The sequence below is a fragment of the Robertkochia sediminum genome, assembly GCF_016786255.1.
Classification (GTDB): domain Bacteria; phylum Bacteroidota; class Bacteroidia; order Flavobacteriales; family Flavobacteriaceae; genus Robertkochia; species Robertkochia sediminum.
Genome location: NZ_JADMKT010000077.1, coordinates 25,905 through 45,772, shown reverse-complemented (window position 1 = coordinate 45,772; position 19,868 = coordinate 25,905). Strand labels below are relative to the sequence as shown.

Here is a 19,868-nt window from a genome sequence, read left to right as displayed (position 1 = left end):
TTAAAGACTCACCTTGACGGAAGCCATCACATTGCGGCCCCTGGTGGGATACCCTATGATCTCCCTGTAGGATTCATTAAACAGGTTATTCACCCTGAGACTCCCGCTAAACGATGGGGAAAAACGGTGGGACACCCCGGCATTGACCACGGTAAATGCTTCCAACACCTCATTCCCGAACGTGGCAAAGTTGATATCTTCACGTTCCCCTGTATATTGCACCGAAACATCGGCGGTTGTTGCCTTGCTAATCGCGTAATTTACGGCAGCATTAGCCTTGTGTTTAGGGATACGCAAACGCACCTGGTCGCGCACCTGGGTAAAGGTATAATTACCGTTAAGCGACAGGGAGGTCAACATATTGGCTTTGAATTCGAATTCGACCCCTTCTACCCTAAAGGCCTCTTCTACATTGTAATACTCGCCTTCAAAGGTTTCAAAATCGATGGTTCTGTATCCAATAAAATTCTCCTCCTGGCGATTAAAGTACAACGCGCTCATGCGAAGTGCCCGGGTTTTGTACTCTACCCCTCCTTCTACGGTAATGTTCTCTTCGGGTTCCAGGTCAGGGTTCGCCCCGAACGGTCCGTACAATTGGGTTAATGTGGGCGCTATGAACGAGCTGCTGTAGGATCCCATGAACTTAAGGTAGTCATTATCGAACCTCAGGGTATAACTCGGATTGAAATTATACGTAAGATTACTACCATACGTACTGTGGTTGTTCCATCGCGCCCCGGTATTGAATTGCAGTCCGCTACCGGAGATGTAAACCACATTCACATAGGGATCACTAATAGTAAAACTTTCGCTGCTTCCCGATCCCAGGTCAGCCTCACTGCGAATATGGTTGAATCCGACAATGGTATAGAACTTCTCATTCAAAATGTACTTATTGTAGAGATCGAACACCATATTATCGGCCTCATATGCACTGGGGAAATTGCTCTGAAGATCGCGGGTGATGTTGTAATAGGAAGCATTAAGGTGCACACTTCCGCTATTGTACTTGTATTCAGTTGATAAAAAGAGTCGCTTTTGCACGTTTTCCGAATAAAAAGGGGCATCTTCCAGCGGAAATCCGTTGTCATAATCCGCCCTGAAATCGTCATAGGTAGCCCCCATACGCAGGTTCAGCGCTTCAGAAAAGCGATACCCCAGTTGCACCCGGGTGTTCAACCGATTAAAAGGGTCGCGCTCCTCACCCTCAACAGCCGAAAGTCCGTCGGTATACACATGACCAAGTCCAACAGCATAAGTGGCTTTTCCGAGGGTTCCGTCAAGCTGTACGCTATTTTGAAAATCGCGAAGGTCGTAACCAAGATCCTCCGATCCCTGGTTGGTCCCCACAGATGAACGCAGGGTCGCAGCTATGTTTTTTTTTGCACTCTCCTTGGTGGCAATGCGTATAACAGCCGTTGCTGCCGAATTCCCATAAAGGGTACTGGCCGCACCTTTAATGATCTCTACAGAGGCTACCTGTGAGGCATCGATAAGACGCAGATCGTAATCGCCTGCGATCTGTGATGGATCGTTCATTTGGATCCCATCGATCATAATAAGCACCTGACGGTTATTACCACCACGTACATAATAGTTCAGATTTTGCCCGGCATTACTGCGGCTACCATTAATCTCGATACCGCTGTACCGGTTGATGATGGTGGCGAGGGAGTTGCCTTGCTGCCGCTCCAGTTCTTCGCCGGTAATACTGATCACGGTCTTACCCGAATTTTCCCGTTTAAGTTCAAAGCGGCTGTCACTAACAACCACTTCGTCGAGATCTACGATCTTTTTCGCCTGCTCCTCAGGCGTGTTCTCCTGCCCCCATGCTGCAGATACAGCAAGCAGACAAAGACCAATGAGCTTGGTTTGCTTTTTCATTAGGTTTGATTAAAAAGGGAAAAAAGTATGAGTTTACCCATACGCAAACTTTTATCCCGAAAGTTTGACATTCAATTAGCAGATAAAGGCAGGTCTCCTGGCTTGCTTTTTAAGAGTTGGCCTTCCCGTTTTAGAACAGTGGCCGTGTAGTAACTCAAACACCCGGATCGGGCAAAGCATACAGTTGCGGGAACAGCTCCGGACTCATCGGTTGACGACTTTACCGGATTCCCTTTTAATTTTCCACCGCGAGAGCGGCTTCAAAACCAAAATCTGGAAACAAAAATAAACAAACTCTTGAGGAAGGCAACCCAAATAATAAATAATCTTAATTTTGTGGGGCATGTATCAACTCCCTATGAAACAGCTCAAAGGTGTTCTCTTTTCACGGCTCATATTATGGGCCTTTCTTCCGCTAATGCTTGCGGGTTGCAGGCAGGAAGCTCCTGGTACAAGAGCTGAAAACACCTTAGATTACGCTACCGGGTTCACTATAGCGAAGCACTCCGAAACCTTTACTGAGGTGATCGTACACACTCCCTGGCCGGAGGCATCAACTCTGCTCAAATACGCCTTTATTGACAGAACGGCAACCATTCCCGACTCCCTGAATACCGACACCTATAAAGCTGTAATACGCACTCCTGTGCGATCGCTCATTGCTACCTCCACCACCCATATTCCCGCCCTTGAGGCATTGGGCGTTCTCGACCGGTTAAAAGGATTTCCGGATACCCGGTATATTTCTTCGGCAAAGGCACGATCACGCATCGATAACCATGCGATCAAAGATATTGGCCAGAACGAAACCATGAACACCGAAATGGTGTTGGAAATGCACCCGGAGCTTATCCTCGGGTTCAGCATCAACGAAGAGAATCGCAGCTATGCGGTTCTGGAGCGTAGCGGTATCCCTGTTCTCTACAATGGCGATTGGGTAGAACAGCACCCCCTGGGTAAGGCCGAATGGGTAAAGCTCTACGGGGTTATGTTTGGAAAAGAAGCCGTAGCCGACAGTATATTTAATGCTATCGCCACCCAATACGAGAATACCAGGGCGCTGGCTCAAAAAGCCAAACGCACCCCAACGGTTTATAGCGGGGCTATGTTCAGGGACATCTGGTACCTTCCTGCGGGAGAAAGCTGGGCGGCACAATTCTTAAAAGATGCCAACAGCGATTACCTGTGGAAAGATACTTCAGGAACCGGAAGCCTTAGCCTCAGCTTTGAGAGTGTGCTGGAAAAAGCAGGCGAGGCCGATGTATGGCTGGGAGCGGCGCAATTCACCTCCTACCCACAACTGATTAAGGCCAACGAACACTATGCCCGCTTTAAAGCCTTTAAAGACCGACGGGTCTACACCTACAGCAAGACCACAGGCGATGCCGGTGGCGTACTGTTCTATGAACTGGCGCCACAGCGACCGGATCTTGTATTAAAAGATATGATCCATATCTTGCACCCGGAGCTGTTGCCCGATTACGAACCTGTTTTCTATAAACCACTGGACACCCTTGAAGACTAACCGCATATATTTTTGGCATTTCACCATTTTAGGGATAGCCTTTCTGCTGTTCCTGCTACTCAATATCAGTCTTGGATCGGCGAGGATCCCGTTCAGTCATATTCTTCCCGCCCTTACCGGTGGAGACGGTATTCCGGAAACCCACGAATACATCATTACCAATTACCGCCTGCCCAAGGCGATCACTGCTATTTTATCGGGGGCGTCCCTGGCCCTGTGCGGACTCATCATGCAGACCTTTTTTCGCAATCCGCTGGCTGGACCTTTTGTTCTGGGGATCAGCTCCGGCGCCAGCCTGGGCGTGGCTCTCCTACTCCTGGGCGGTAGCGCTATAGCGGGAGCCGCCATAACCACATCAGGCCTGAGTATCGCCCTGGCCGCCAGTGCCGGAAGCTTTGTGGTGTTGCTTTCTATCATGGTGGTAGCCTCCAGGGTGCGGGATACCATGGCCTTGCTCATCATCGGACTCATGTTCGGGAGTATTACCTCTGCCGTAGTAAGCGTGATGTCTTATTTTTCAAGGATGGAAAGTTTACAGCAATACATTTTCTGGTCGTTCGGAAGTCTCGGCGATCTGGGATGGGATCAAGTAAGGGTCTTTATGATCATTAGTATTGTGGGTATCCTCCTGAGTATTGCGTCGATCAAATCGCTCAACACCCTGCTTCTGGGGGAGAACTACGCCCGAAGCCTGGGAATGAACGTTAAACAGGTGCGCTACCTCCTTATCCTTATCACCAGCATCCTGGCCGGAGCAGTAACCGCCTTTGCCGGCCCGATCGCCTTTATCGGCCTTGCCGTTCCTCACCTCACCAGGCAGATCTTTCGCACCCCCAACCACCGCGTATTACTACCTGCCGTCATCTTGTTCGGTGCGGTATTGATGCTGCTTTGTGATACCCTTGCGCAACTCCCGGGATACGAATTCTCGCTGCCGCTCAATGCCATCACCTCCCTGGTCGGAGCGCCGGTAGTGATCTGGCTCCTTGTAAGAAAAAAACGCATGCTGTTTTAAGGGGGCTATTTTAATATATTTGTTTTTTGAAGGGGAATGGAGAGTTGTGAGTTGTGAGTTGTTAGTTGTTAGTTGTGAGTTGTTAGTTGTTAGTTGTTAGTTGTTAGTTGTTAGTTGTTAGTGAGGAATAAAAAATTAGCACAAAGACTGAAAACTGTGAACTGAGAACTGAGAACTGAGAAGAGAATTATAAATTATAGATGATAGATTATAAATGGTGAATTGTGAGTTGTGAGTTGTGAGTTGTGAAATAGAGTTTAGCAGAAGTTTTTTTGCAAACAGATCATTCTGAGGACCTTTATCACTGACCACTAATCACCGACCACCAAAAACCGAGAACTAAGCACCGAAAACTCAGAAATAAAAAAATGAATTCAGAAGTAGCTCCCATATTGAAGATCGAGGCCTTGCAGTCTGGGTATCACACGCCCAAGGGTACCGTAAAGGTATCAGGGGTGATCGATCTGGAGCTGTATCCGGGGGAGCTCGTGGCGGTGGTTGGCCCAAATGGGGTCGGGAAATCTACCTTATTGCGTACGATCGCCGGGGTACAACCTGCCTTAAGCGGAAGCATCCTGCTAAACGGCAAGTTCCTTGAGAGCTACCCGCCAAAAGACCTGGCCGAAAATCTGAGCATCGTACTTACCGAACGTATTCCCGCCGGAAACCTCACAGCCTCAGAACTCATTGCTTTAGGGCGACAGCCGTATACCAACTGGATCGGATCCCTAAGTAGTGAAGACAAGGAAATGATCGACCAAGTATTGGAGAAGCTCGACCTCAAAGGCTTGCGCGACCGGTCTTGTTACGAAATGAGCGACGGGCAGTTACAAAGGGTCATGATCGGCAGAGCCCTGGCTCAGGACACTCCTCTTATAGTGCTTGACGAACCCACAAGTCACCTGGACATCTACCATAAGGCGTATATTTTCAAACTCCTGAGAACCATTGCCCACGACACCTCAAAAACGGTGCTTTTCTCCTCTCATGAGATCGACCTGGCCATACAGCTATGCGATAAGGTATTGGTCCTGCAAGAAGACCACAGTGATTTCGGAGAACCGTGCAACCTCATTGAAAAGGGCAGTTTTATGTCGCTCTTCCCTTCAGACCTTATTCGTTTTGACAAAGCCACAGGAACTTACAAGATCGAAAAATGATCCCATAACCTAAGGCTGTGGATCTATAGTCTTATGTTGCGTTCCCGACTTTTTTTCGTACAGCCTTTCATAGAGAAATGTACTTACATCATCGGTGAGTTCATAGGCCTTATTGGCCCACTCATGGCCTCCGCCTTCTGCGGTGATCAGGGTCGAAGGTACGCCGTGTTCCTGCAGGGCTTCTGCTATAGTCCCCGACCCCTGAAGCACGATATACCCGGGGGTGCCTTGCTCACAATAATGATGAGGCGCGGTAGCATAAGGCACCAGCTTGTCGTCGGTACCGTGAACGAGCAGGGCAGGCACACCATTGGCACGTTTGATCTCAACACCTTCGATCAGGGCTCCGGCAAAGGAAATGACCGCAGCAAACTTACGGCCTTGCCCCTCCAGTGCAGAAAATGCCTCGTGATCTCTGGCATAAGCAGCGTGCAATACCGCTTCTGCCCCTGCCGAACTACCAACCAGCACGATCTTTTCAGGATCAAAATTGAATTCAGAAGAAAAATTCACAAGGAAATCAAATGCCTGGTAAATATTACCGGCCACATGTTTGAAGGTTTCCACTTTTGTGGTTGCCGGACAATCACAGCTAAAACCCTCCGGCTGACCTTTTCTAACGAGGTCGTAAGAAATGGATGCCACCACATACCCCCGTTGCGCCATAGCCAGTGCAAAGCCCGATTCCAGGTCTCCATCCCTTTTCCCGGAAGAAAATCCGCCCCCATGCACAAGCAACAGCAATGGCGACTTTTGACCGCCCCGCATTTGGGGCGCAAAATAAATATCGGCCTTGAGGGTATCGGCATAGGTCATGGTCATTCGGTTCACACTCGTGAACACAGGATCTTTAAAAGGTTGTTGCCCCAGGGCACCGAAGACACATCCGAAAAAAAGTAAAGAAACAACGATCGCTCTCATCTCATGAAGGGTTTAGACCTTGAAGATACAAAATCTGCCTTACGTCCCCTTTCGAAGCCCGGCCACGATCCTGTGAAAATTAACAAATAATGGTATCTTTACCCCGACGCCTTTCAAGGCAATCACAACAGCAGCAAATCTTCAAATTATTCCCATCATGAACGACATGCTTATTCTCATACTCACTGGTGTCATTGCCCTTGGAGGGGGTATTTTTCTCGGAAACTACATTCAACGCCTGAAATTCAACAGCCTGAAAAGCGCCGCCGACGCCAGGGAAGAAGAATTCCGCAATCAGCTCGTGGCCCTCAAAGAGCAGGAAAAGGCCAGTCGTGACCAGGCCGAAAAGTTTCGCGAAGACCGGGAACAACTCACTATAAAACTCACCCGTGCACAGGCGGAGACCGACAATCTCTATCGCAAGCTTGATGAACAAAAGGAGGAGGTGAATAAACTTCAGGATAAGTTCAGCAAAGAATTCCAGGTATTGGCCAACAAGATCCTGGAAGAGAAATCGCAAAAGTTCACCCACCAAAATAAGGAGAACCTAAAAACCCTTTTAGATCCGCTTCAGGAAAAGATCAAGGATTTTGAAAAGAAGGTAGAAGACAGCAATGAAAAAAGCATTCAGCGTCACTCCTCCCTTAAAGAGCAGCTCAACAACCTGAAAGACCTGAACGAGCGTATCACTAAAGAGGCCTCTAACCTCACCCGTGCCCTTAAGGGGGATACCAAGATGCAGGGGAACTGGGGAGAATTGGTTCTCGAGCGCGTTCTTGAGAAATCAGGACTGGAAAAAGACAGCGAGTACTTTGTTCAGAACAGCTTTACTACGGAAGACGGGAAAAGGGTGATGCCCGATGTGATCATCAGCCTGCCGGACAACAAAAAGATGATCATTGACTCCAAGGTATCGCTTATCGCCTACGAGCGTTATGTGAATGCCGAAGAAGAAGATCGTCCGGTATTACTCCGGGAACACATCAATTCGATCAACAGGCACGTAGACCAGTTATCGGCTAAGAGCTATCACCAGATCTACCAGATGGAAAGCCCGGATTTCGTATTGTTGTTCATCCCGCTGGAGCCGGCCTTTGCTTTGGCCAGTGCCCACGACCCACAACTGTACAACAGTGCATTTGAAAAGAATATCGTGATCGTTACCCCTTCTACCCTTCTGGCTACCCTGAGAACGATAGACAGCATGTGGCAGAACGACAAGCAACACAAGAACGCCATTGATATTGCCACTCAGGCAGGGCGCCTGTACGATCAATTCAAAGGTTTGCTTGACGACCTTGAAAAGGTAGGCAAGCAACTGCAAACAGTACAAAACACCTACAGCACTTCGATGACCAAACTTACCGGTCGCGGCAACCTGCTCACCCGTGTTGAAAAATTAAAGAAACTGGGCGCCAAGGCGAGCAAACAGATCGAAGAAAAGTGGCTGAAACGGGCCGATGACGAACTACCGGAGAAGTTAGAAGCAGAAGAATAACTTCTTAACGAGCGACGAGGTTTACCTGGCTTCCCGTAAAGCATTGGCAGCTAAAAGCTTAAGAAGACCATTCCCCGTATTCAAAGACGCCGTTTTCCAAACTTGCCCTGCAACACCCTGTTGGCAGAGATCACCTTAATGAAATAATTACCCGGTTTAAGGGTAGAGATATCCAGGTCGCTCCCTGCAGCGTATGGCGATTCTATCAGGGTATTCCCGTTAAGGTCCTGGATCACGACCTTGGTAAACCCCATATCATCATCCAGCTGTAATCTCAACAGCCTGTTCGAGGGCAGGATCCGAAGGTGTTTAGCCTCCAGTTTTTCGGGCTTTATGGTCTTCCAGGCCACAGCCGCAGTCTCTTCCTTACCCACCGTTTCGGGGGCTATCTGGGCAAAGGCTACGTTTGCTACCAGTAGCATAAAAACTGAACAAAGTAATTTTACACCCATACCTTTTTCTTTTAAAGGTAACCATTAAAAAGGAAAATTTCGGCGACCACAAAAAAAAAAAAGGAAGCGCCATAGCGCTTCCTTTTCTACTGATATATGGTAAGTTACCTGTTATTTACTCAGGTACATACTTCTTCTGTGATAAAGCTCGTAGAACTCATCGTCTTTAAGGCTATCGATAAAGAGGATGCTCTCTCCTGTACTCTTCATTTCAGGCCCGAGGTTCTTATTCACCTTAGGGAACTTATTGAACGAGAATACCGGTTGCTTGATCGCATACCCTTCGAGTTGCGGATTAAAGGTAAAGTCCTTCACCTTATTTTCTCCTAACATCACCTTGGTCGCGTAGTTCACATAAGGCTCTTTATAAGCCTTGGCGATAAACGGTACGGTTCTAGATGCTCTTGGGTTGGCCTCGATAATGTACACCTTATCATCTTTGATCGCGAACTGGATATTGATCAGTCCTACCGTGTTTAACGCCAGGGCGATCTTCTTGGTGTGATCTTTGATCTGTTGCAGTACCAGGTCACCAAGGTTAAATGGTGGCAGGGTTGCATTAGAGTCACCGGAGTGAATACCACAAGGCTCGATATGCTCCATGATACCGATAATATACACATCTTCTCCGTCACAGATCGCATCGGCTTCTGCTTCGATGGCACCATCGAGGTAATGGTCAAGGAGGAGTTTGTTATTCGGGATCTTTCTAAGCAGGTCTACTACGTGCTCTTCAAGTTCTTCTTTATTGATCACGATCTTCATTCCCTGACCACCGAGTACGTATGACGGACGTACAAGGATCGGGAAATCGAGCTCATCGGCAAGTTGAAGGGCCTCATCGGCAGTTTCTGCCACTCCGAATTCCGGATAAGGAATATCGTTTTCTTTCAGCAGGGTAGAGAATCTTCCACGATCCTCGGCAAGGTCGAGGGAATCAAAGCTGGTTCCGATGATCTTAATACCGTACTTATCGAGTTTCTCGGCAAGTTTAAGAGCAGTTTGCCCCCCGAGCTGAACGATCACACCTTCCGGATTTTCGTGACGGATGATGTCGTAGATGTGCTCCCAGTATACCGGCTCGAAGTACAGCTTATCTGCTGTATCGAAGTCGGTTGATACCGTCTCAGGGTTACAGTTGATCATGATGGTCTCATAACCACACTCTGCAGCTGCCAGCACACCGTGCACACAGCTGTAGTCGAATTCGATACCCTGACCGATACGGTTAGGTCCGGAACCGAGCACCACGATCTTCTTACGATCGGTCACCACGCTCTCGTTGGCCGAATACTGCTTACCATCTGCGGTCTCTACCACATCTTCGAAAGTTGAATAGTAGTAAGGAGTTACCGCCTTAAATTCGGCAGCACAGGTATCTACGAGCTTGTAGACACGGTTGATCCCCATCACATCGCGTTTCTTGTACACTTCACTCTCCCAGCATCCGAGCATATGGGCGATCTGACGGTCACCATAACCTTTTTGCTTGGCTTCCAAAAGAAGTTCTTTAGGGAGGGTTTCAATAGTATATGTAGAGATCTCTTTTTCGAGATAGTACAATTCTTCATATTGCTTGAGGAACCACATATCGATCTTGGTGATCTCGTGGATCCTGCTAAGCGGAATACCCATTTGTATCGCGTCGTAGATCACGAAAACACGATCCCAGCTAGCGTGGGTAAGCTTGCTTATGATCTGGTCATAATCCTTGTATCCTTTCCCGTCTGCACCGAGTCCGTTACGCTTGATCTCGAGCGACTGGGTAGCTTTATGCAGGGCTTCCTGAAATGAGCGTCCGATACCCATCACCTCTCCCACACTTTTCATAGCGAGTCCGAGTTCGCGATCGGCACCTTCGAACTTATCGAAGTTCCATCTCGGGATCTTTACGATCACATAATCCAGGGTAGGCTCAAAGAGGGCCGAAGTCGACTTGGTGATCTGGTTATCCAGCTCATCAAGGGTATACCCCATAGCCAGTTTGGTAGCCACTTTTGCGATCGGATATCCGGTAGCCTTAGAGGCCAATGCCGAAGAACGGGATACCCTTGGGTTGATCTCGATGGCAATGATGTCTTCATTCTCATCAGGACTTACCGCGAACTGCACGTTACATCCCCCTGCGAAGTCACCGATACTGCGCATCATTTTGATGGCCATATCTCTCATTTTCTGGAAGGTCCTGTCTGAAAGGGTCATAGCAGGAGCTACCGTAATAGAGTCACCGGTATGGATTCCCATTGGGTCCATATTCTCAATGGTACAGATAATAACCACGTTATCGTTCTTATCTCTAAGAAGCTCTAACTCGTATTCTTTCCAACCCATCATCGCCTTATCGATCATTACCTCGTGAATAGGTGAGATCTCAAGACCACGACTTAGTTGCTCATCAAAATCTTCTTTCTTGTATACTATCGATGCTCCGGCACCTCCAAGGGTGTAAGAGGCACGGATCACCAATGGGAAACCGAATTCCTGGGCGATCTCCTTACCTTTCAGGAACGAAGTAGCTGTAGCCTGAGGCGCCATTGGCACTCCGATCTCACCCATAAGGTTTCTGAATTGCTCACGATCTTCGGTAATATTGATCGCATCGATATCTACCCCGATGAGTTCAACGCCGTATTTTTCCCAGATACCTTTATTGTCGGCTTCGATAGCCAGGTTCAATGCCGTTTGTCCTCCCATGGTAGGTAACACCGCATCAATGTTAGGGTGTTTCTCAAGGATCTCAATGATCGATTTGGTGTTGAGGGGCTTCAGGTAAACATGATCGGCCATAGAAGGGTCGGTCATGATGGTTGCCGGGTTGCTATTGATCAGTACGGTTTCCATACCGTCTTCTCTTAGCGATCTCAGGGATTGAGATCCGGAATAATCAAACTCACAGGCCTGTCCGATCACGATGGGACCTGACCCGATGATAAGGATGCATTTTAAGTCTTTTCTTTTCGGCATTGTGTTTTTTAATAAGGAGATTTATGATACAAGTGGGTCAAAAAAAAGGTGTTACTGGTAAAAGTAACACCTTTTTATTTATATATCGAAAAACATTATTTCTTATGTCTTGGTTCAGAAGAAACAGATAATTTCTTTCTTCCTTTAGCTCTTCTGCTAGCAAGCACCTTTCTACCATTGGCAGAAGCCATTCTTTCTCTGAAACCGTGCTTATTCTTCCTTTTTCTCTTTGAGGGCTGAAACGTTCTTTTCATTTTAAAATATCTTTATCAACTTGTAAATCTATAACTAACGGCGCTGGAATTTGCATCACAAAATCGCGGGGCAAATATACAAAGACTTTTCACTTTGACAAATAAGCGATAAAAAATATTTTTCATTGTTTTTATTACCTTTGCCCAGCAATTCAAAACACCCTGTATGTTCAACAAAAATATAAAAATAATTCTTGCTGTCCTTATATCAGCTTTTGCAGTGTATCAATTTGTAGAAGGAGAGATCGGAAACGGTATCTTTCTGATCCTTTTGGCCCTGATCTTCGTATTCCTTTACTTCCGTAATGAGATGATCCTTTTGGCCTTCCTGAGCATGCGTAAGCAGGATTTCGCCGGCACCAAGAAATGGCTGGATAAGATCAAGAATCCGGAAAGCGCCCTGATCACCAAGCAGCAGGGGTACTACAACTACCTACGCGGGATCATGGCTTCTCAGACCAATCTTACTGAGGCCGAAAAGTATTTTAAGAAGGCGCTTAAGCTGGGCCTAACGATGGATTACGACCTGGCCATGGCCAAACTTAGCCTTGCCGGTATCGCCATGCAAAAAAGGAGAAAGCGCGAAGCTACCATGTTACTGAGCGAAGCCAAAAAGCTGGATAAGCAAGGTATGCTGAAAGATCAGATCAAAATGATGCAGCAGCAGATGAAGCGCATCTAGTCAATCGAGAGCCAAGAGCCAAGAGTCAAGAGGAAAGACGAGAGACGAGAGACGAGAGACGAGAGACGAGATAATATAAAGTTAGAGAGAGAGCCGGGGATTTCCCGGCTTTTTTATTTGAGGAACACGGTGATACGGTGATGCCCTCCTTCGCTGAAGCTTCGGAGGATGATGAGGCTATGAAACATCATTAGCCTCGCTCAAATAGCTTTCTTTAGTTTGTTCATACCATTTACCAAAAATTTCGGAGCATCAAATCGCATTCCCACAACGAACCGATAGAACACCCTGGTTCCTGTATTTTTCACAGTGGTATTCTCCTGTCGGTACGTGGTACCTGAGATACTTGTGAACAATGCCGAATAGAACTTACGACCATTAAATCCGATACCTGCCTTACAATCGCCTCTCCATAATAGATTGTCCTGATTTGAGACAACATTCCCGGATGCAGTACGGGTGGTTAATTTGGTATTCAAGTAGCCAATGCCCCCAAAAACACCTAAGGAGGCATAAAATTGCTCCTGAAACACCAGGGTATGCACATACCCCGGTCCCATATTCAATTCTACATTTCTGGAGCGTTGTGTATTGATCGCTGCAGACTTATCGTTCACCACATAATGATCTATATTAAAAACAGGCATAAAGCTCCCGACACTTTTCAACTGACGTTCAGTTTGCATCGTTAGGCTTCGCAGGGAAAATCTTGAGTTGTGTATATAACCTGCCGAAAGTGATACCCCTTCATAATTCAGGTCAGGAAATTGTACATACGGATCGCCGTCGGTCCATCCGGGATCAAAATCCAGGGTATTTTTCAGGTAAAAGCCTTTCACCCGGGAGTAATTGGCTTCGGCAAACCAATGCTTAAGTACCAGCAACGAACCGATCTGGAAAGAACTGGTCTCCCCTTTTTGATCCTCATCTCCATTTCCCGGTAAGAAATCAGGTGCAAACTGAATCCCTAATGAAAGGAACTCATAGCTCACATTAAGTCGCACATTATTTGGAGTATTGGGATAAAGCAGCGTTTTATTTGCCGACGTTTTTACTTCGAACGCCTTAAAGGAATTATTCAATGACAGATCGACAGTAATTTTACTGCTCATTTTTTCTTGCCACTCGCCCTCATCCGGTATCCCGGTGGTATCTGCGTCTTGGGCTTCTGCCCGAAAGAGCATCAACTCAAAAGCAACGAAAAACAATATCCGAATCCTGAAGCTCATTAATTACAATGTGATAATACCTTATTTCCCTACTTCGAGGCACACCTGTTTACCTAGCTCTCAACCACAAACAGATTGCCGCGTCGGAACACAGCTCCTTCTCGCAAAGACCATAACCCTATATTTCCCTACTTCCCTATTTCCCTACTTCCCTACTTCCCTATTTCCCTACTCCCCTACTTCCCTACTTCCCTAGTTCTCTACTTCCCTACTTCCCTACTTCCCTACTTCCCTACATACCCATCTAAAGCAACGGCGCCCAAAGCCTGCAGAACGATTCTTTGAGTTTTTGCTTCATGGGGCGTACTTTCCATACTTCAGGTTCGATGCGGGTGCTGTCTTTCAGGTCTTCATGAAATTGGGCCGCCAGGTCTCCGGCGATACCTTCGTGATACATCAGGGCATTGATCTCAAAATTGATATCAAAACTGCGGTAATCGATATTCGAGGTACCCACGGTAGAAAAGCATCCGTCGATCACCATGGTCTTGGCATGGAGAATACCTTTTTGATAGAGATAGACCTCGATGCCGGCTTCGAGCATGCGCTCGATATAAGAATAGCTGGCGAATTTCGCCACCCTGGAATCGCTGATCCCGGGAATGAGCAACTTCACCTTCACCCCACTTCGCGAAGCCGCCAGAAGTGCGGTGAGGATCTCATCGTTCGGAATAAAATAAGGAGTGGTGAGGTACAGGTATTCCGAAGCCGAATTGATGGCCACGAACATAGCCTCCTTGATATAGGCCCATTGGGTATCCGGTCCCGACATGGCCATTTGCATCGGGATCTCGGTCCTTTCGTTCACCTCAGGGAACCATTCGTCTTTGATCCTGATATCTTCTTCACTTACAAAATCCCAGTTAAGCATGAACTGCAATTGGATCACCCCTACAGATTCCCCTTCAATACGCAAATGCGTATCGCGCCAATACCGCTGTCCTTCGGTATTCACATACTCATCGCCCACATTGATACCACCAACATAGCCTATCCTACCGTCGATCACTGCGATCTTACGATGGTTGCGGTAATTCAGTTTACTGGCGAATCGCGGGAAGTACACCGGAAGAAACGGATAGAACTCCACCCCGGCCTTGCGAAGTTTATCTTTGGCCTTATTGCTAATGCTACTGGCCACATAATCATAATTGATACGCACTTCTACCCCTTCCTCTGCCTTATCGCAAAGGAGCTTTATAAGTTCCGACCCGATCTTATCATCGCGAAAAATATAATACTCGAGGTGAATACTGCTGTTACTCTTTTTAATATCGTCGAACAAGCGGGAAAACTTTTCTTCACCATTGATCAGGACCTCGACCTTATTGTGAAGGGTAAGGGGCGATTGTTTGGTCGCCTGCATGAGGCGTATGAGCTTCGACTTGAGCTTTAGCGGTTTTTTCTCCAGGCTATTGACCTCATTTTGATACACATCGAGGGATTGGCGCCACTTTTTAATATTGACCTGGTTGAGCACGTTCTTACGCCGGAACATTCGGGTACGCCGGTATTCCTGTCCAAAAAGCACATAAAAGAGCAGTCCTACAAAGGGTATTAGAAGGAGGGCCAACACATACGAAAGCGTTCTGTTCGGGTTCGTATTGCGCATCACGATCGCAACAGCGGCACCCAGGGCCAGCAGGTAGTTAAGACCTATAAGAAGCTTTCCGAGATGGTCACCTATAAAATTCCACATTTATTTTTGCTGAGGGTAGTAACCCTCTTCCGGGATTTCAATAAAATATTCTTTACGCGATGCATTGTTCAAATGTCCTTCGCGCAACCAAGGGTTATGGATCTTAAGGATCTTGTAGTTGATATCGAACTTTTTGGCGAAATCGGCAAAATCGTTCACCACGGTATCCACGGCCATTTTTTTGGTAGGGATATGGGTATAGAGGTCGTCGTCTTCAAAATGGAATCCGTACTTCTCAGGATCGGTAAGGATCTCTTTAAGTGCCAGGATACGAAACACGTACCGGCCGGTCTCCTGCCCCAGAAGCACGTCGTAATAATTATCTACCTTTTGGCGATCCAGTTGTTTTTGCATCCCGTACTGTCCGGCATTGTAAGCTGCCGCCGCCAGGGTCCATGAACCAAATCGCTCTTTGGACTTTTTCAGGTACTGGCACGCCGCTCTTGTAGCCTTTTCAAGATGATAACGCTCGTCGACGTTGTCATTCACTTCTAATCCGTATTCGCGGGCCGTACCTTTAAGGATCTGCCAAAATCCGCGGGCTCCGGCGGGAGACACCGCATTGGTAAGGGCACTTTCGATCACTGCCAGGTATTTAAAATCATCCGGCACACCTTCTTCCTTCAGAATAGGCTCGATCACCGGAAAGTATTTATTCGCACGCTTGATAAGCAAAAGGGCATTAGATTGCCAATAGGTATTCACCAATAATTCGCGATCCAGGCGTTCCATCACATCGGGATCTTCCAGGGGCACAGCTTCCCCTGCAAAATTGATATTTTTAGGAATATCCACAGCCTTGACCGTATAGGGGTCGGTTGTCATTACAGTTTCTCGGGACGGTTTTGCTGCAGGAGATTCGCTTACAGCCTCATCGGCTTGTACAGCATTAATAAAAACGGCAGCCACCACAGCCACTCCACCAGCAAGTATATAATTTCTCACGTTCATCATCAGATCTTTAGTTTGGCTAAATATACAAAAAGAGGTCTTAGTCGGAAGTGATCAATGCAGGTAAATGCTCATTAAACCACCGGAACCTGTTCACGATCATTACATGGGTACCTCCTTTTACCCAGATGCAGTCATGAATGCGGTACGCAGGAAACACGGCATCCCTGTCGCCCTGAATGTGGACGGTCCCCGGCAAGGGTTCTTCCTGCTCCCAGTTTACCATGCGATCTATGGCCCAGTCCAGGTAATGCTTATCGCGTACCGAAAGATAGCGTTTATAGAGGTCTACCCGTTTTACCACAGGTTCACCAAAGGCGTATTTGGCCCAGGTCTCTATCTTATCGACCATGGCCGTAGGAAGCAGCTTATGCAGCCCGGTAACCCGTGCCACCCTCATACGATACGGCATCTCTGAGCGCGATTTAACACTGGATACCACAATAAGCTTACGCACGGCGATGTGTTTGGCCATTTCCTGCACTAAAACACCTCCAAAAGAGACCCCTAACAACACCGGGGCCTCATGATGCACCTCTTCACACATTCGCAGGGCGTAATGTGAAAGGGATTCGTGGTGTTCTGGCATTTTCCACTCCAGCCAAATGGTCTCAAAACGATCTTCCGGGAGGTGGATGTTTTCAAAGATCTCCGGTGCAGCAGCCATCCCAGGCATCATATATACCGGAATTCGGGAAGAAATAGCTGCAGTTTCAGTCATTGTTTATTAAGGGATTAGCTAATTTTTCGTAACTTTACCGTTACAATTTGTTAAGGAAATAAAAATATCATTCAGAAGCAAATTTCATCCGCTTCCAATGGTTCCAACCTCTTTGAACTCCATTTAAAAGATCGCATTAACAAAAGAGAACATATCCGCACATTAATATAAGAGCGTTAAATCAAATAACCCATGGATGAAGTAACCATTAACGACAACGAATTTTTGCGTCAATTCGAAGCTCCAATTGCCGGGAAACTCGCAAAGATCGAATACGCTTCCCAAGAACGAAAAATTTTCCTGACAAAGCTTTTCATTCCTGAGGAAGTAGAAGACCCCTCGTTCAAAGACCGATTTATTACCGCAGTTTTAAAACAGATCGAGAAAAAGAACCTCAGTGTGGTTCCCACGAGTCCGCACATAGCCCGGTTTCTTAGAAAGCATAAAGAATTTAAAGGCCTGCTTCCCGTTGGGATCAGGATCTAATAAAAAAACCTCGCTTCGGCGAGGTTCTTTTTTAAGTATGTAATACGGTATTTTCAACAAATTCGAATCGCACCATTCCATCTTCATCGATCTGCGTTAATCGCACACGGTGCAATGTATTTACCAGGGCCGGATCCCAGGGCGCCTTCACTTTTACATAATTCTCGGTGAAGCCGTGAATATACCCTTCTTTATTTTCCCCTTCAAAGAGCACGGTACGCTCTGTTCCCAGCTGACTCTCATAAAAGGCACGCCTTTTCTTAGCCGAGAGCCCACGAAGCATCTTACTTCGTTTGGCCCGTACGCGCTTAGGCACGACACCTTCCATATCGGCAGCGAGGGTATTATCCCTTTCCGAGTAGGTGAACACGTGCAGGTAAGAAATATCCAGCTCGTTCAGGTAGTGATAGGTTTCCAGGAAATGCTCATCGGTTTCCCCGGGGAAGCCAACGATGACATCTACTCCGATACACGCCTGAGGCATCACCTCTTTGATCTGGCGTACACGGTCTGTATAGAGCTCCCTTCGGTAACGCCTGCGCATGAGTCCGAGGATCTCATTGCTTCCGCTTTGCAGTGGGATATGAAAGTGAGGCACAAAGGCTTTACTTTGAGCTACAAAATCTATGGTCTCATCTTTCAACAGGTTGGGCTCGATGGAAGAAATACGCAAACGCTCGATACCCTCTACCTCATCAAGTGCTTTTACCAGCTCGTAAAAGGTATGTTCGTGTTTCTTATTTCCGAACTCCCCTTTTCCGTAGTCACCTATATTCACTCCGGTAAGCACGATCTCCTTGATATCCTGAGCGGCTATCTCAGCAGCATTCTTTAGCACATTCTCCAGGGTATCACTTCTCGAAATACCCCTTGCCAGTGGTATGGTACAATAGGTACACTTATAATCGCAACCATCCTGAACCTTTAAGAAGGCACGGGTCCTGTCGCCAATAGAGTAACTCCCTACATAAAAGTCGGCTTCTTCGATCTCGCAGCTGTGCACCTCCCCAAAATCGTTCTTACTCAGATCATTCAGGTAATCGGTGATCTTGAATTTCTCGGTAGCTCCCAGGACCAGATCGACCCCTTCCACGGCCGCGAGCTCTTCCGGCTTGAGCTGAGCATAGCATCCCACGGCAGCAATAAAGGCATCTTCATTGCGCTTCCTGGCCTGCTTTACGATCGACTTGAAACGCTTATCGGCATTTTCGGTAACCGAGCAGGTATTGATCACATAAATATCGGCGTCCTCATCAAACTCCACCCGGTCAAATCCTTCAGCCTGGAAGGAGCGGGCAATGGTAGAGGTTTCCGAAAAATTAAGCTTACACCCCAGGGTATAGAACGCTACTTTCTTATTTTCTTCCATAAACAGTTTCCCTGTTATATTCTGATCTATCTTTTTACATACACCCTTTCAACCGAGTTCTCCACAATACCGGGAGCACAAAACCGCAGGTTACAGGCCTTTGAAAAAAGCGTACAAATATACAATCAAATTCTTTCTTGTTAAAACCTAAAACAGCTCCTTTTAACCACTAAACAGGTTATTATTCAACGTTTTACCTACCCTGCACATACACAGGAGGTTCGGACAACGAAAAAGCACAGCTAAAAATGATCAGCGCAGGGCGGCAGGCGCGGTTTTACCCTCGATCAACAAACCACTTGCCATAAGGTATTGCGACATCCAGAAAAGCAAAACGATAAGCATACCGCTAAGACTTGACGTCCCAAAAGAACGGTCGAAAACAAGAATGGTCTCTGCCACTAACATCATGGCAGCACCGGAAAAGGCATTGGTAAAACTCACCCGGTCTACCCGCTCATAGCGCAGATAGGCCAGTTTTAACAGGATCAATGCGGTAACCAAAAAGAGATATGCTGGAACGTGCTCCGGCAGGTCATAAAGGAAGTAGATCACCACCAGGGAATACAGGGTAACGAACACCAGGTAAGGTAAAAGCCGGTCGATATCGATACTTATGGTGTACACAAAGGCACAGCTGTAACACAATTTGGCGGTCATGAGCAGTAGGAATCCCGTTACAATAACATTGAGGTCGTTATTCACCATAATGAGCATGGCTCCGAGACTAAAGCTCACCATCCCCATAATAGCGCATGTCCTTTCTACGGGGTGCAGCCCTTTGCTTTGCGGCACAAAGTAGCGCAACAACAAGGCCAGAAGTACGAGTTTAGACAACAGGCTATACACCACAGTACCTTCTGAATTGCTCAGAACGATATCGATAAAGACCACAACCATAAAGGCCACGGCAAAGCCTGTAGACGATGTTAGAAAGGACCGCATGGTGCCTGAAAAATAATAAAAGTATTATTTAAAGATACAAAGTCACCACAGACAAGGATAACTCCCCGCCATTTTTTCGACAAGCCGTCAAAAAATGGCCCGATAAGCTTGAG

General features: G+C 47.1%; 17 protein-coding genes and 1 riboswitch. Of the genes, 6 read left to right on the top strand and 11 right to left on the bottom strand.

The genetic code is table 11. The features are described from left to right. Positions 1–1,884, bottom strand: a complete 1,884-nt coding sequence (locus IS446_RS10095; RefSeq protein ID WP_203060348.1) for a TonB-dependent receptor plug domain-containing protein — start codon at positions 1,882–1,884, stop codon at positions 1–3. A gap of 70 nt (positions 1,885–1,954) precedes the next feature. Continuing rightward, a riboswitch (cobalamin riboswitch) is annotated at positions 1,955–2,170 on the bottom strand. A gap of 57 nt (positions 2,171–2,227) precedes the next feature. Between IS446_RS10095 and IS446_RS10090 the strand changes: the two genes are divergently transcribed. From IS446_RS10090 to IS446_RS10080, 3 genes are all read left to right on the top strand, one after another. Beyond that, positions 2,228–3,409, top strand: a complete 1,182-nt coding sequence (locus tag IS446_RS10090; RefSeq protein WP_235996471.1) for an ABC transporter substrate-binding protein — start codon at positions 2,228–2,230, stop codon at positions 3,407–3,409. Continuing rightward, positions 3,399–4,424 carry a FecCD family ABC transporter permease gene (locus IS446_RS10085; RefSeq protein ID WP_203060347.1) on the top strand — a complete coding sequence of 342 codons (1,026 nt, stop codon included), beginning with the start codon at positions 3,399–3,401 and terminating at the stop codon, positions 4,422–4,424. The genes IS446_RS10090 and IS446_RS10085 overlap by 11 nt, the downstream gene beginning before the upstream one ends. A 368-nt stretch (positions 4,425–4,792) precedes the next feature. Then, positions 4,793–5,584: an ABC transporter ATP-binding protein gene (locus IS446_RS10080; RefSeq protein WP_203060345.1), complete on the top strand. Its 792-nt coding sequence runs from the start codon at positions 4,793–4,795 to the stop codon at positions 5,582–5,584. Positions 5,585–5,593: 9 nt separating this feature from the next. On the opposite strand, the gene IS446_RS10075 is transcribed toward IS446_RS10080, so the two are convergent. Beyond that, positions 5,594–6,505, bottom strand: a complete 912-nt coding sequence (locus tag IS446_RS10075) for an alpha/beta hydrolase (RefSeq protein ID WP_203060344.1) — start codon at positions 6,503–6,505, stop codon at positions 5,594–5,596. Positions 6,506–6,662: 157 nt separating this feature from the next. On the opposite strand from IS446_RS10075, the gene rmuC reads away from it, so the two are divergent. After that, positions 6,663–8,003 carry a DNA recombination protein RmuC gene (rmuC, locus tag IS446_RS10070; RefSeq protein ID WP_203060342.1) on the top strand — a complete coding sequence of 447 codons (1,341 nt, stop codon included), beginning with the start codon at positions 6,663–6,665 and terminating at the stop codon, positions 8,001–8,003. A gap of 80 nt (positions 8,004–8,083) precedes the next feature. Here rmuC and IS446_RS10065 read toward each other — a convergent pair whose 3' ends face one another. From IS446_RS10065 to rpmH, 3 genes are all read right to left on the bottom strand, one after another. Beyond that, positions 8,084–8,455 carry a T9SS type A sorting domain-containing protein gene (locus IS446_RS10065; protein WP_203060340.1) on the bottom strand — a complete coding sequence of 124 codons (372 nt, stop codon included), beginning with the start codon at positions 8,453–8,455 and terminating at the stop codon, positions 8,084–8,086. Positions 8,456–8,566: 111 nt separating this feature from the next. Next, complete coding sequence (gene carB, locus IS446_RS10060) at positions 8,567–11,419, bottom strand: carbamoyl-phosphate synthase large subunit (protein WP_203060338.1); 2,853 nt, start codon at positions 11,417–11,419, stop codon at positions 8,567–8,569. Positions 11,420–11,514: 95 nt separating this feature from the next. Further along, positions 11,515–11,673 (bottom strand): 50S ribosomal protein L34, encoded by a 159-nt coding sequence (gene rpmH / locus IS446_RS10055; RefSeq protein WP_203060337.1) that lies wholly within the window; start codon positions 11,671–11,673, stop codon positions 11,515–11,517. A gap of 166 nt (positions 11,674–11,839) precedes the next feature. Between rpmH and IS446_RS10050 the strand changes: the two genes are divergently transcribed. Continuing rightward, entirely contained in the window at positions 11,840–12,355 is a 516-nt protein-coding gene (locus IS446_RS10050) for a DUF2892 domain-containing protein (RefSeq protein WP_203060335.1), read from the top strand. 200 nt (positions 12,356–12,555) lie between these two features. Here the strand turns inward: IS446_RS10050 and IS446_RS10045 are convergent, their stop codons facing one another. The 4 genes from IS446_RS10045 to IS446_RS10030 form a co-directional block, all read right to left on the bottom strand. Further along, entirely contained in the window at positions 12,556–13,584 is a 1,029-nt protein-coding gene (locus IS446_RS10045; protein WP_203060333.1) for a DUF4421 family protein, read from the bottom strand. A gap of 244 nt (positions 13,585–13,828) precedes the next feature. After that, complete coding sequence (cls, locus tag IS446_RS10040) at positions 13,829–15,283, bottom strand: cardiolipin synthase (RefSeq protein ID WP_203060331.1); 1,455 nt, start codon at positions 15,281–15,283, stop codon at positions 13,829–13,831. Then, the gene (locus IS446_RS10035; RefSeq protein ID WP_203060329.1) at positions 15,284–16,237 is read right to left on the bottom strand and encodes a lytic transglycosylase domain-containing protein; all 954 of its coding nucleotides are present in this window, start codon (positions 16,235–16,237) and stop codon (positions 15,284–15,286) included. A 37-nt stretch (positions 16,238–16,274) separates the two neighbouring features. Continuing rightward, positions 16,275–16,955, bottom strand: a complete 681-nt coding sequence (locus IS446_RS10030) for an alpha/beta hydrolase (protein WP_235996470.1) — start codon at positions 16,953–16,955, stop codon at positions 16,275–16,277. Between the two features lie 192 nt (positions 16,956–17,147). Here IS446_RS10030 and IS446_RS10025 point away from each other — a divergent pair, with 192 nt between their 5' ends. Then, a complete protein-coding gene (locus tag IS446_RS10025; RefSeq protein WP_203060328.1) occupies positions 17,148–17,441 on the top strand; it encodes a GNAT family N-acetyltransferase in 294 nt (97 codons plus the stop codon). A 31-nt stretch (positions 17,442–17,472) separates the two neighbouring features. Here IS446_RS10025 and mtaB read toward each other — a convergent pair whose 3' ends face one another. Next, positions 17,473–18,810: a tRNA (N(6)-L-threonylcarbamoyladenosine(37)-C(2))-methylthiotransferase MtaB gene (gene mtaB, locus IS446_RS10020; RefSeq protein WP_203060326.1), complete on the bottom strand. Its 1,338-nt coding sequence runs from the start codon at positions 18,808–18,810 to the stop codon at positions 17,473–17,475. 252 nt (positions 18,811–19,062) lie between these two features. Beyond that, complete coding sequence (locus tag IS446_RS10015; RefSeq protein ID WP_203060325.1) at positions 19,063–19,755, bottom strand: lysoplasmalogenase family protein; 693 nt, start codon at positions 19,753–19,755, stop codon at positions 19,063–19,065. Positions 19,756–19,868: the final 113 nt, after the last annotated feature.

Excerpts from the sequence above, each read along its gene's own strand:
- IS446_RS10030 (WP_235996470.1), bottom strand. The coding sequence starts at position 16,955 with ATGACTGAAACTGCAGCTATTTCTTCCCGAATTCCGGTATATATGATG.
- rpmH (WP_203060337.1), bottom strand. The coding sequence starts at position 11,673 with ATGAAAAGAACGTTTCAGCCCTCAAAGAGAAAAAGGAAGAATAAGCAC.
- IS446_RS10050 (WP_203060335.1), top strand. The coding sequence starts at position 11,840 with ATGTTCAACAAAAATATAAAAATAATTCTTGCTGTCCTTATATCAGCT.
- rmuC (WP_203060342.1), top strand. The coding sequence starts at position 6,663 with ATGAACGACATGCTTATTCTCATACTCACTGGTGTCATTGCCCTTGGA.
- carB (WP_203060338.1), bottom strand. The coding sequence starts at position 11,419 with ATGCCGAAAAGAAAAGACTTAAAATGCATCCTTATCATCGGGTCAGGT.
- mtaB (WP_203060326.1), bottom strand. The coding sequence starts at position 18,810 with ATGGAAGAAAATAAGAAAGTAGCGTTCTATACCCTGGGGTGTAAGCTT.
- IS446_RS10090 (WP_235996471.1), top strand. The coding sequence starts at position 2,228 with ATGTATCAACTCCCTATGAAACAGCTCAAAGGTGTTCTCTTTTCACGG.
- IS446_RS10015 (WP_203060325.1), bottom strand. The coding sequence starts at position 19,755 with ATGCGGTCCTTTCTAACATCGTCTACAGGCTTTGCCGTGGCCTTTATG.
- IS446_RS10045 (WP_203060333.1), bottom strand. The coding sequence starts at position 13,584 with ATGAGCTTCAGGATTCGGATATTGTTTTTCGTTGCTTTTGAGTTGATG.
- IS446_RS10065 (WP_203060340.1), bottom strand. The coding sequence starts at position 8,455 with ATGGGTGTAAAATTACTTTGTTCAGTTTTTATGCTACTGGTAGCAAAC.
- IS446_RS10095 (WP_203060348.1), bottom strand. The coding sequence starts at position 1,884 with ATGAAAAAGCAAACCAAGCTCATTGGTCTTTGTCTGCTTGCTGTATCT.
- IS446_RS10025 (WP_203060328.1), top strand. The coding sequence starts at position 17,148 with ATGGATGAAGTAACCATTAACGACAACGAATTTTTGCGTCAATTCGAA.
- IS446_RS10075 (WP_203060344.1), bottom strand. The coding sequence starts at position 6,505 with ATGAGAGCGATCGTTGTTTCTTTACTTTTTTTCGGATGTGTCTTCGGT.
- IS446_RS10035 (WP_203060329.1), bottom strand. The coding sequence starts at position 16,237 with ATGATGAACGTGAGAAATTATATACTTGCTGGTGGAGTGGCTGTGGTG.
- IS446_RS10080 (WP_203060345.1), top strand. The coding sequence starts at position 4,793 with ATGAATTCAGAAGTAGCTCCCATATTGAAGATCGAGGCCTTGCAGTCT.
- cls (WP_203060331.1), bottom strand. The coding sequence starts at position 15,283 with ATGTGGAATTTTATAGGTGACCATCTCGGAAAGCTTCTTATAGGTCTT.